The organism is Pseudodesulfovibrio profundus (genome assembly GCF_900217235.1).
In the GTDB taxonomy this organism is placed as follows: Bacteria; Desulfobacterota; Desulfovibrionia; order Desulfovibrionales; family Desulfovibrionaceae; genus Pseudodesulfovibrio; species Pseudodesulfovibrio profundus.
Genome location: NZ_LT907975.1, coordinates 412457 through 424934, shown reverse-complemented (window position 1 = coordinate 424934; position 12478 = coordinate 412457). Strand labels below are relative to the sequence as shown.

Here is a 12478-nt window from a genome sequence, read left to right as displayed (position 1 = left end):
TTCTAAATAAGCCCTTAAAATATTTTTCATGAACATTGATTCATCGGTAAGCCAAAAATGCGTTATTAGCTGCCTGTGCTCGTTTTATGAAAGGTTTATTGGGATAAAAAAAGCCCTCAGCTATTGTAGCTGAGGGCTTTAACTAGATATGTATAGAGACTTTACTCGTCGTCATTCACCGTTGTCGCGTTGAGTTGTTTCAGATACTTATCACGACATTCATAAGAGCAAAAAGTGTGAACTTTCTCCCCTTCTTTGACTCGTATTGATCCTTCTCGGTCAACATATGTTCCGCAAATCGGATCTTTAACCATCTCCCCAGAAGCAACTTTGTCCTTCTGGACCTTCTTCTCATCCATTTCTTTCTTTTTCTTGTCGCCTATGAAGAGCTTGTAAACAAGAAACAGTGCTACGCCGATAACGATGAATTTCAGCATGAAGCGCTCCGTCTATGAAACGTTAGTCTTGCCAGATCTTGTTGCCTTCAATGGTGTACTCAATGCTATTGAGTGCTTCATCGATGGTTGTTCCATCCGGGAAGACGTAATTAGGCTCAATTTCCTTCAGAGGAACAAGTACAAAAGCCCTGTCCTTGGCCCTTGGATGTGGCAAAGTGAGAAAATCACTTTCCATGACCATATCACCCCAGGCAATGATGTCCATGTCGATGGGGCGAGGTCCGCCTGGTTCTTGTCGTTCCCTTCCCATTTGAGCTTCAATGGCAGTGCATGTGGACAAGAAGCCGGAAGGAGCCCATATCTCAGCATCTATTTCGAGCTTAATTACCTGATTAGTGAACCAAGGTTGATCTTTAATTTCACCCTGCGGTTCTGTCAGGTAGGTGTTCGAAAAAGCTTTCAGAGATATTTCATCACCATATGTTTCAAGCAACGTCAGCGCATAGTTGAGATTTTCCTCAGGCTCACCTTGATTGGAGCCGAGGCTGACGTAGCAGATTACAGTTTCGATATCCTGGATACTGCCTCCTCAAGTCTTTCATTGTTGACGGTAAGGGAAATGCGGAAATACCCTTCGCCGGGTGTTCCGAAACCTTGCCCGGGTGTCAGCACGACACCTGTTTGCTTGAGGACATTAGTGACAAATTCGGAAGAAGTGAAGCCTTTTGGTGTATTACACCACAAGTAAAATGATGCTTCAGGGATACGATGCTTGATTCCAGCCTTTGTAAGAGCTGCGGAAACAACGTCACGGCGCTCTTTGTAGATGGCGCGGAACTTCTCTGCGTAAGGCTCCCCTTCCTTGAGTGCTGCGATACCAGCTTCCTGGACAGCCTGGAAAATGCCAGAGTCGACGTTTTCCTTGATCTTGCCAAGGCCGGCAACGAGGTCTTTGTTGCCGACGGCCATTCCAACACGCCAGCCTGTCATGTTGTACGTCTTGGACAGTGAATGGAACTCAATGCACACGTCCTTGGCGCCTTCGCATTCCAAAATGGAGATGGGTTTGTTGGTTGGATCGTAGTAAATTTCAGTATAAGCAGCGTCAGATACGACGATTACGTTGAATTCTTTGGCCTTTTCAATGAGGCGCTCATAGAATTCCTTGGTAGCGGTCGCAGCTGTGGGGTTATTGGGGTAACAGACGAAAATCATTTTTGCTTTAGCCCAGGTGTCATTGGAAACAGCGTCCAAATCCACGAGGAAGTCATTCTCTTCCAGCAAAGGCAGATATTCGACTTCTCCACCGGCAAAGCTGGTAGCGATTCCATATACCGGGTAGTTGGGAGTCGCGACCAGTGCAAGGTCACCGGGATTGATGTATGCCAGTGGGAAGTGGGCAATGCCCTCTTTGGAGCCAATCAGAGACACAACTTCGGTTTCTGCATCAAGATCAACATTAAAACGTTCCTTGTACCAGTCTGCTACGGCCTGACGGTAAGCCAGCATGCCTACATATGAAGGATACTGGTGGTTTACCGGCTTTTTGGCTCCTTCGTGCAGAGCATCGATGATGAACTCTGGTGTCGGAAGATCCGGATCACCAATGCCAAGACTGATGATATCCATACCTTGAGCTGCAACTTCAGCTTTAGCTTTATCAATGGCTGCAAAAAGATATGGGGGAAGGGTCGACAAACGATCTGCAAGTTTGAAATCTGACATCTTTGAGGCTCTCCTTATAAAAAACTGATGAGCAATTTAATAAATATGCACAGACTACCTGTCAATGCGGCGTTGCTCTTTGGGCTGTGGCTTGATAGCTCTTACCAAGCCGGTCAAAATTTTGATTGATAACATGAACATGATATTACTATCTTGTCTAATTCGTTTTGGATATCAATCAAAAGGTCGACGTAATAAAAATGAGTAAAAAAGAACAAGTCTCCCCTTCTCTGCCAACTCACCGATGGGTGGATAGGTATCTAGAGTACGTGCTCATAGAAAAAGGACTCTCTGAGAATAGTTTAGCGTGCTATTCTCAGGACCTGACTTCCCTTCTGTCGTTTTTAAATGATAAATCATTTCGTCTTGAAGATTTGGACGACAAGGTCTTGTTTCTCTATCTCACCCAGTTACGGGCCAAAGGGCTGAAAAGTCGTTCCTTGGCCCGACACTTGTCCTCTCTGCGCGGCTTTTTTACTTTCGCTGTCGAGGAAAAGTGGTTCAAAGAAGACCCTGGGCAGCTTTTGGAGAATCCTAAACTACCTAAAAAGCTTCCAGAATTTTTATCACGAGATGAAATATCTCGTTTTTTGAAGCAACCGAACACTGACTCCAAGCTTGGCATACGTGATGTAGCCATGCTGGAGCTACTGTACGCTGCAGGTCTCAGGGTTTCTGAGCTTATCAGTATTAAGGTTCTCGACTTTGATCCCCAGACAGGGATACTGAGAGTTTTCGGTAAAGGATCGAAAGAACGTCTTGTTCCGATACATTATACAGCTCAAGAAATCCTGAGTACCTATATTGAAGCAACACGTCCTTTATTTAAGCCGCAATCCGATTTCATGTTCCTGAACAGATCAGGTAAAGGACTCTCCAGACAGGGCGTGTGGAAGCTCATTAAGAAGTACGCAGCACAGGCGGGAATTAAACGAAGCATTTCTCCGCATTCTTTCCGGCATTCTTTTGCAACTCACCTGCTGGAAGGTGGCGCAGACCTCAGAACTGTTCAGCTTTTGTTGGGACATGCGGATATTTCTGCTACGGAAATCTACACACACATTCAATCACAACGTCTTAAATCGATACATAATAAATACCATCCTCGCTCGGGTATGTAGTGGAGTGAAGTAAAAAGCATGTCACAGCAGCAAAAGAAACCCAAAATACGAACTAAAACAGTTATCACAGCTCACGCCAATTCCGATTTTGACGCGTTGGCCAGCATGGTTGCGGCCAGCAAGCTGTACCCTGATGCAACTTTGGTTTTTCCAGGCAGTCAGGAAAAAAATCTTCGGAATTTTTTCATTCAAAGCACAACCTATTTGTTTAACTTCAAATCATTCAAGGACATTGAGCCTGAGTCTGTGGAGTTACTGGTTGTATGTGACACGAGACAGAGAGGGCGAATTTCACATGTCGCCCCACTCTTGGATAATCCAGGTCTTCGTATCCACCTCTTTGATCATCACCCAGATACGGATGATGACCTTGAAGCAGAGCAATGCATTCATAAAAATTGGGGATCAACAACTACCATAATATCTCACATGCTGATGGAGAATGGCACTGAATTGACCTCTGAAGAGGCAACTCTCCTAGGCTTGGGGATTTACGAAGATACTGGATCATTCGGGTTCAACACAACCACCCCGGAAGATTTTCAGGCAGCTGGATGGTTAAAAGGGTTTGGGATGGACATCGAGGTCATTAAAGACCTTTTGTCGCATGAGCTTTCTGCCGAACAGATCACCAACCTGGGTGAACTGCTCCAAAATGCAACAAACCATGACATCCATGGCATTGATATTGTCTTTACTGAGATATCAACGGATAAATTTGTGCCTGATTTCGCTCTTCTTGTTCATAAACTCATGGATATGGAAGACATACAGGTTGTCTATGCATTAGGGCGAATGGGAGATCGTATTCATGTCATTGCACGTTCCAAGAACGCCGACGTAAACGTTGGTGCCATATGTGCTGCAATGGGAGGCGGCGGTCATGCGGCAGCAGCTTCTGCTACAATTAAAGACAAAACTCTTGCTGAAGTTCGTGATGATCTGTTTGTTCACCTCTACTCTCAGATCAACCCCCAGATCGTGGTTAAGGGTCTTATGTCCAGTCCGCCTGTCACTATTGAAGATGACAAATCTCTCAGTGACGCTGTTGAGGTCATGACACGGTATGGCCTCAAAGATGTTCCTGTAGTTCAAAAAGATACTATGAAATGCGTTGGAATCATGGGGCATGTGACTGCGGACAAGGCGGTTTCGCATGGACTTGGTGACATGGCTTTAAGTGAGTACATGACACGTAAATTTGAGACTGTGAATGTTGATACTGGTCTCTATAATGTTATGGAAATCATCCTGAGCCACAGACAGCGCATGCTCCCCGTCGTCAATGGAGAAGATATTGTTGGTGTCATCACCAGAACTGATTTGACACACATGCTTATCGAAGAACCGGCACGAATTCCAAAATCATTGTTGCCAGAGCGTCGCCGAGAGCGAAATATAGCTTCTACGGTCAACAACAGATTGCCGCAATCCATGATTGACCTCCTCAAAGTGGCAGGAAAGCTCGCCAGCGAAATGGACACCGAAGTCTACGCTGTGGGCGGGTTTGTCCGCGACATCCTGCTTGGACGGCCAAATCTTGATCTTGACCTCGTCGTCGAGGGAGACGGTATCGAATTTGCGAAAAAACTCGTTGATGAGCTTGGCGGAAGAGTCAAGGCACATACCAAATTCAAGACCGCTGTAGCGATACTGGATGATGGGCAGCGTGTTGATGTAGCCACGGCAAGACTGGAATACTATGAGTACCCTGCTGCTCTCCCGACCGTAGAACTGTCCTCAATCAAAATGGATTTGTACCGGCGTGACTTTACGATCAACGCGCTGGCTTTGCGACTCAATCCCGGTCGTTTTGGTCAGTTGGTCGACTTCTTTGGCGCTGAGCGTGACATTCGTAATAAGACAATCCGCGTACTCCACTCTTTGAGCTTTGTGGAGGACCCGACCCGCATCCTTCGCGCAATCCGATTTGAGCGTCGTTTTGGCTTTCAGATTGGTGGTCAGACCATGCGTCTGATAAAAAATGCCATTCAATTGGAATTGTTTAGCAAGTTGTCTGGAACGCGAGTGATGCATGAGCTTCAGTGGATAATGAATGAACAAGATCCTCTCTCATGCTTAAATCGGATGCAGGAACTCGGCATCATGAAAGCCATTCATCCTTTACTTGAACTTACGAAAGACCGGATTCAGGTTCTTATTGAGTTGGTTAAGGTATATAATTGGTACAAATTACTCTACCTTGAACCCAAAGCTGAGCCTTGGAAGGTTTTTATTCTGGGTATAACAATGGGGGTAAAACGGGAGCAGGTTCCACAGGTTACCGAGCGTTTGCACTTCACTAAACGAGAAGAACGAGAGTTCTTAGTTCTTCGGGACATGATTGGTGAGGCGCTCATGAAACTTATGGGGTGGAAAGAAGGAAAATCCAAACTCAGCAAGCTCTATTTCATACTGCATCCCATTCCTATTGAAGGCGTGCTTTTTCTTATGGCGCGCAGCAGGAAGGAGTATATTCGGAGAAACATCTCTCAGTATCTTTCCGGGCTTCGCTATACTAAAATTGAAGTTACGGGCAATGATCTTAGAGAGTTGGGTATCGAACCTGGCCCTATTTACACTAAAATTCTAACAAAACTCATGGAAGCCAAGATAGACGGCAGAGCGGATACAAAGAAGCAACAACTCAAGCTCGCCAAACGTTTGAGTATCGATCTTGATAATAATAATGATGAAAGTGAGACCTGATGAATGTTTCAGACTTGCCCTGATTGCACAAGCCGTGTAGAAAAATCAGGCTGTTGATGGCGTGGTGCCGCATAGCTACGGTATTGAGTTTATTTCTGAATTGAAAATGGATTGAAAAAATGGATGTCTTATGGGCGCCATGGCGTCTTGACTATATACTGGGGCCTAAGCCTGACGAGTGCGTTTTTTGTATTCCGAGTGATACATCGGAAGATGAGGAAAGATATGTTCTTGCACGTGGAGAACACTGTTTTGTCATCATGAACAAATTTCCTTATAATAATGGTCATCTTATGGTGACCCCGTACCGTCATGTCAGCAATCTCACGGATTTGTCTTTGGAAGAATCCAATGATTGCATGTTGTGGCTTAGACATTGTACATCTATTTTGGAAAAAGCGTTTTCGCCTCAAGGAATCAATATGGGGTTGAACTTGGGAGAAGCTGCAGGTGCAGGAATTGCGCAACATCTGCATTTTCAGATCGTTCCTCGGTGGAACGGAGACGCTTCGTTTATGGCGGTTTTCGGAGAAACTTCCGTCATTCCGGAACATCTGTCTTCAACCTACAGCAGGCTCAAACCGCTGTTTGATGAAATCACATCTTAAGGAGTTTGTTTCATGCGTTTTATCAAAGTGTTATTTTTACTGTTTCTGTTCGTCTTCTCCATTCTGTTCTTTTCGCAGAACAACGACGTTCTTCTTCAGGCTTTCCAGTTCAAGCTTGAAATTCCCTACGCATTGACACTCCATTCCATTCCCCTGCCCTTCGGCGTGATCGTTCTTGCTTCTTTCGTGGCCGGCTCTTTGCTGACCATGGTTTACTTTGCTGCAGACAAAATCCGCTCTGCTTCCAAGCTGAAAGAATGCAAAACCCGCATGGCCAGCCTCGAGCAGGAGTTGAACTCTCTTCGCAACATGCCCATCAGCGAAGACCAGCCATATGCTGCAGTTGAAGAGAAGAAAGAAGAGGAAACAGCGTAGTTCCGATGGCCTGGAAAATCTTCAGTCGCAAAAAAAACACTGGTTACGAGGAAAACGTCAAGGCTGCCAGAGAGGCCGGAGGCGGGGAACTGCTTCCGGCTCAGGATACTCGTGCAGCCATTGAAGAACTCAGCCAGGTTGTTAAAAACGACCCAGAGGCTGTAGAGATCTATCTTGCTCTTGGAAACTTGTACCGTTCCCAAGGGGAGATTGAACGGGCCATTCAGATTAGAAATAGTCTTATAGTGCGGCCGGGCCTTGATCGTAAATTCAAGGCCCGCGCCCTCTTTGAACTTGGTCGGGACTTTCGTCGCGGCGGATTTCTCGACAGGGCAGAAAAGGCGTTTGAGGATGCCTCTTCAAGTGGTTACGATTCCGCACCTATCCAGAGTGAAATGGCACGTCTGGCCGCTGAGCGCGGTGGGTACGAAAAAGCAGCCGACGCTTATGGAAAGCTGGGTCTTCCTTTGCCACAAGCCAATAATCTCGTACGCTTGGCTAAAGAATATTTTAGTGAGGGCAAAGAGTCTCAGGCCCATAGATCGCTTCGGCATGCCATTCGAGCATACCCTGGAGCTATTGAAGCGTGGCTGGAGCAACTTATCCAGGCATATAAGGCTGGAAACACTCGTCGGCTTGGCGATATTTTAAAAGATGCTTTAAGCAAAGTAGCTCCAGAGCTCAGATTCGTACTTCTTGAAGGATTGGTTCAAGAAATGAACCGAGCCGAAAAGAGTATCAGTCAGCCTTTGGCTGATCACACTGAGTGGGAACGCGCAGCCCCTGACAAAGATGTGGCCACTGTAGTGGCATCAACCCTTGAGGGGCAGGAGCCGGATGTACTTCTCCTTTATTACGGTGCTGTATTTTTCCTGCGAGTTGGTAAACGTGAAGAGGCTAAAGATTGGCTTGAAAAAGCACTCGTTCTCCAGCCCGGCTTCTGGCTGGCGCGCCTTGAACTGTTTGAACTGTCCAAAGTTGATCAAACTTTGACGCCCTTCTTCAAAGAGCAGTTGGACTTCTTCATGGGACATGCCAGAAATGTTCGACGGTTTTATTGTCGTCGCTGCGGTCTCAAGCGAGATCAAATCTTTTTCAACTGTCCCAGATGTCGCAGTTGGCACTCTATTGCGTATAGAACTGACTTTTCCCAATAAAACAATTAGATAGTTTATCACGTGGCAAAAAGAAAGCTCACTCCCATGCTCGAGCAGTACCTCCGGTTCAAGGAGGACTACCCGGGTAGTCTGCTGTTTTTTCGCATGGGCGATTTTTACGAATTATTTTTTGAAGATGCCGAAATAGTGGCTCGTGCCGTCCAGATTGCATTGACCAGTCGCAATCCAAATGACGAAACACCGATCCCTATGTGTGGCATGCCCCATCATGCTGTCGAACCTTATTTGAGCCAGTTGCTTGAAAAAGGGTACAAAATTGCCATCTGCGATCAAGTAGAAGATCCCAAGGAAGCCAAGGGATTGGTAAAGCGGGATGTTACTCGTGTTCTAACCCCTGGGACGGTTGTTGAGGATTCCAACCTCAAATCCAAGGCTAATAACTACCTTGGCTCACTATACTGGGACTCGAAAAAAGGATGCGGCGGTGTGGCCTGGTTGGACTTTTCCACCGGGCAATGGTCTGGGTTTTCGAGCAAAAAAGAACCAGAATTATGGCAGTGGCTCGTCAAAATAGATCCGAGTGAACTCCTGTTGCCTCAAGGAGCCAGTGTTCCGCCACAGTATAATGAATTGAGCGGCCAGGTTACCCCGGTTGCTCCTGCCGCCTACTTCGATTTATCATCATCGACAAACAAGGTTAAAGAAGTTCAAGGCACCGTTGACCTTGATATCCTTGATCTTGGTGACAAGCCTGAGTTGGTTCGAGCATGCGGAGCTTTGTTGACGTATGCCGAGAATACGCAGAAGAGCCAACTGGGTCATATTGGCGAATTCAAGCCTCTTAATCTTGGCAAGCATCTCCTTCTGGATGAAGTTACAGAGCGCAATCTGGAAATTTTCAAACGCCTCGATGGAAAAAGTGGGACTGGCACTTTGTGGAAAGTGCTCGACAGAACAATGACTCCAATGGGTGGGCGCCTGCTGGAAGCGCGATTGCGCCAGCCTTGGAGAGACATCAATCCCATTCAAAAAAATCTCGAATGCGTACGATATCTCTTCGATCGAGACCCTCTTAGGGCTGATCTTCGAAGTGCTCTTGACTCTGTATATGACCTGGAACGGTTATCGACCCGTATTTTCTTGGGAAGGGCAAATCCTAAAGATTTCATTTCGTTAAGGCAAAGCCTTAGAATGCTCCCACGTCTGCACGCTCTCCTCACAAATGAAGATTTTACCAGTGCCAAAGAGTTGAATAGCATCGCGAAAAAGTGGGATGCCATGGATGATATCGCATCACTACTTGATTCTTCTCTTGTGGACTCCCCTCCCCCTGTCATTACTGATGGCGGCTTGTTTAAAAAGGGATACGACAGTCAACTTGATGAGTTGATTGACTTGAATGAACACGGGGAAGACCTCTTGAAGAAGCTGCACGAAAAAGAAGTGGCAGCAAACGACATCCCTAAACTGAAATTAGGGTTCAACAAGGTATTTGGCTACTACTTCGAGGTCTCCAAGGCTTTCAAGGGCCAGGTGCCAGATCATTTCATCAGGCGGCAAACACTGGTTAACAGTGAGCGATACATCACGCCTGACCTCAAAGAACTTGAAGACAAAATAGTATCGGCCTCTGAGGAGAGAAAGGTACTCGAATATAAGCTCTTCCAGGTGCTTCGCGAGCAGTTGTCTGCTGTGCGCAGCCGTTTCCTTTTTATGGCGGACGTCATAGCCTCCTTGGACTACTGGCAAGGCTTGGCAGAGGCTGCGCGAATCAATGAATGGTGCAGTCCAGATGTCCATGATGGGATGGAGATTGAGATCGAAGCCGGTCGCCATCCAGTTGTTGAAGATGCCATGGGAAGAGCCAACTATATTCCCGGCGATCTGAAAATGGATCCGCAACGACGTATTCTTCTCATCACTGGCCCCAACATGGCTGGTAAATCGACAGTACTGCGCCAGGTTGCCATTTTAACGATCATGGCCCAGATAGGATCCTTTGTTCCTGCAAAATTTGCCCGTTTAGGGGTAGCTGATAGAGTTTTCTCCCGAGTCGGCGCTTCTGACAACCTTGCCCAGGGTCATTCAACCTTTATGGTTGAAATGACAGAAACAGCACGTATTCTGCGTCAGGCAACCAAGCGAAGCTTGGTTATACTCGACGAAATTGGACGTGGAACAAGCACCTACGATGGACTATCTCTCGCATGGGCTGTCGTAGAAGAACTTTCGACTCGTGCTCGAGGTGGAATCCGCACCCTGTTTGCCACCCATTATCATGAGCTTACTTCGTTGGAAGGTAAGATCGATGGATTGAGGAATCTCAATATAGCTGTCAAGGAATGGAAAGGCGATATCGTGTTTTTACGGCGACTTGTTCCCGGACCCGCGGATAGAAGTTATGGTATCGAAGTTGCCAAATTAGCCGGAGTTCCTCGGGGTGTCGTAGACCGTGCGAGAGAAATTCTTGCGAAACTTGAAGAAAAATCGCACGATAGTCGATCCAAGGGGGCGGTTGAACGCGCTTCACAAACCTTATTACCAGGTTTTGGAGCTCCCCCGATTGAAATTAAGGAAGAACTGGTGGAACACCCTGTCATCACGCAATTGACTGAGCTGGACGTCGACGGCATGACTCCCATTCAGGCCTTGATGCTGTTGAACCAGTGGAAAGATATGATTAAAGGGTGATATATGAGAAAGATCAAACTGCCCTGCCTTCTGCTCGTTGTAACCATCTTTTTTACAGGGTGCGCCCTTGGTAAAAAAGAATGGCCTAGTGCGATAAAAAGCGAAGATAGGTTTTCACTTGAATTACTGTCTGCAACTCGAACGGATGAATGTCTCGCGGTTACCGTTGCTGTATCCGGCGCAGTCCATCGCCTGTATAGAGCAAGTATTCTCTATGAGCAGGTTGGTGGCCCTGGAGGCGGCTGCGAGGAATGCCCTTTTGTACCGCGAAAGGCAAAACATCTTGTCCGCGGTCAGGCTGAATTCAGTTTGGAAAACAACACATTAAGCCTGGGGTTATGCAATCTGTCGCCAGAGCATGATTACCGCTTCCGCATAGCAGGGAAAAGCGAATTGTCCACCAGTCCCATTGTATACACAGACGTATACATCACTACTCATTAATAACTGCATAATGGGAAGGAGAGAGTCCAAATGCATCACTTTGACTACCGTGATGGCAAACTGTTTGCCGAAGAAGTCAGCGTAACTGAACTTGCTGAAACGTACGGAACCCCTTTGTATATCTACTCTGCTGCAACATTCAGACGTCATTTTGAGGCGTTCGATTCTGCCTTCAAGGGGCTTGATCACCTGACATGTTACTCAGTTAAAGCCAATTCCAACCTTTCTGTTCTCAAGCTTCTTGCTGATATGGGAGCAGGTATGGATGTTGTTTCTGGCGGAGAGTTGTTCCGAGCTCTCAAGGCTGGAGTCCCTGCCGAGAAAATCGTCTATTCCGGTGTTGGCAAACGTGCGGAAGAAATACGTCAGGCGCTCGAAGCCGGCATCCTGATGTTCAATGTGGAATCCCTTGCCGAGCTGCACAAGATTGATGAAGTTGCTGGTGAACTGGGTAAAACAGCACGCATAAGCATCCGCATTAATCCAGATGTCGATCCGCAGACGCACCCGTACATTTCAACGGGAATGAAAAAGAACAAATTTGGTTTGGATATTGAGCATTCATTGGAGGCTTATAAAATAGCTATGGAGCTCGATAATATCGAACCTGTAGGTATGGACTGCCACATTGGTTCCCAGTTGACGAATATTGATCCATTCCTTGAAGCTTTGGATAAGTTGCTGAAGTTCTATGAAAAGCTCAAGGAGATGGGACTTGAGATCAAATACCTTGATCTCGGTGGTGGGCTTGGTATCTCCTACGATGATGAACAGCCACCGCACCCCACTGAGTTTGGTGAAGCTTTGGCTGCCCGGTTGAAAGATGTTCCCCTCAAGGTTATTTTGGAACCAGGTCGCGTCATTGCCGGTAATGCCGGTATTATGGTTACAGAAGTTGTGTACACCAAGTCCAACCCGACCAAGAACTTCCTCATAGTTGACGGCGCCATGAACGACCTTATCCGTCCCAGCCTTTACGGTTCATACCACCGAATTGCCGAGGTGGAGCAAAATGGTCGAGATGCCAAGGAATATGATGTCGTTGGTCCCATTTGTGAATCCGGCGATTTTCTTGCTCGCGACAGGGAGCTTCCTGCAGTCGAACAGGGTGAACGAATTGCGCTCTTCTCTGCTGGTGCGTACGGATTCACCATGGCATCCAACTACAATACCCGTCCTCGGGCTTGTGAGCTGATTGTTGATGGCGACACTGTTTCCGTTGCTCGAAAGCGTGAGACCTACGAGGACCTCATAGCAAACGAACTCTAGCTATAACAGGCCGGGGCTTC

Annotated in this window: 11 protein-coding genes; 8 read left to right on the top strand and 3 right to left on the bottom strand. The window is 46.8% G+C overall.

Features of this window, described 5'->3' with window-relative positions:
• Positions 1-161: 161 nt before the first annotated feature.
• The 3 genes from DPRO_RS02060 to DPRO_RS02050 are packed head-to-tail and all read right to left on the bottom strand — an operon-like array spanning position 162 to position 2123.
• Positions 162-437: a transcriptional regulator gene (locus DPRO_RS02060; RefSeq protein ID WP_097010584.1), complete on the bottom strand. Its 276-nt coding sequence runs from the start codon at positions 435-437 to the stop codon at positions 162-164.
• Between the two features lie 22 nt (positions 438-459).
• Entirely contained in the window at positions 460-957 is a 498-nt protein-coding gene (gene folK / locus DPRO_RS02055; RefSeq protein WP_322788597.1) for a 2-amino-4-hydroxy-6-hydroxymethyldihydropteridine diphosphokinase, read from the bottom strand.
• Positions 957-2123: an LL-diaminopimelate aminotransferase gene (locus DPRO_RS02050; RefSeq protein WP_097010582.1), complete on the bottom strand. Its 1167-nt coding sequence runs from the start codon at positions 2121-2123 to the stop codon at positions 957-959. The genes folK and DPRO_RS02050 overlap by 1 nt, the downstream gene beginning before the upstream one ends.
• A gap of 200 nt (positions 2124-2323) precedes the next feature.
• Between DPRO_RS02050 and xerD the strand changes: the two genes are divergently transcribed.
• The 8 genes from xerD (at position 2324) to lysA (ending at position 12458) form a co-directional block, all read left to right on the top strand.
• Positions 2324-3244, top strand: a complete 921-nt coding sequence (gene xerD / locus DPRO_RS02045) for a site-specific tyrosine recombinase XerD (protein ID WP_097010581.1) — start codon at positions 2324-2326, stop codon at positions 3242-3244.
• Between the two features lie 18 nt (positions 3245-3262).
• Entirely contained in the window at positions 3263-5953 is a 2691-nt protein-coding gene (locus DPRO_RS02040; protein ID WP_097010580.1) for a CBS domain-containing protein, read from the top strand.
• Between the two features lie 119 nt (positions 5954-6072).
• Positions 6073-6561, top strand: coding sequence for an HIT family protein (locus tag DPRO_RS02035; protein ID WP_097010579.1), 489 nt, complete (start codon positions 6073-6075; stop codon positions 6559-6561).
• 12 nt (positions 6562-6573) lie between these two features.
• Positions 6574-6936 (top strand): LapA family protein, encoded by a 363-nt coding sequence (locus DPRO_RS02030; RefSeq protein ID WP_097010578.1) that lies wholly within the window; start codon positions 6574-6576, stop codon positions 6934-6936.
• 5 nt (positions 6937-6941) lie between these two features.
• Positions 6942-8093 (top strand): tetratricopeptide repeat protein, encoded by a 1152-nt coding sequence (locus tag DPRO_RS02025; protein ID WP_097010577.1) that lies wholly within the window; start codon positions 6942-6944, stop codon positions 8091-8093.
• 45 nt (positions 8094-8138) lie between these two features.
• The gene (gene mutS / locus DPRO_RS02020) at positions 8139-10745 is read left to right on the top strand and encodes a DNA mismatch repair protein MutS (protein ID WP_097010576.1); all 2607 of its coding nucleotides are present in this window, start codon (positions 8139-8141) and stop codon (positions 10743-10745) included.
• Positions 10746-10748: 3 nt separating this feature from the next.
• Positions 10749-11189, top strand: a complete 441-nt coding sequence (locus tag DPRO_RS02015; protein ID WP_097010575.1) for a hypothetical protein — start codon at positions 10749-10751, stop codon at positions 11187-11189.
• A gap of 30 nt (positions 11190-11219) precedes the next feature.
• The gene (lysA, locus tag DPRO_RS02010; RefSeq protein ID WP_097010574.1) at positions 11220-12458 is read left to right on the top strand and encodes a diaminopimelate decarboxylase; all 1239 of its coding nucleotides are present in this window, start codon (positions 11220-11222) and stop codon (positions 12456-12458) included.
• Positions 12459-12478 lie beyond the last annotated feature (20 nt).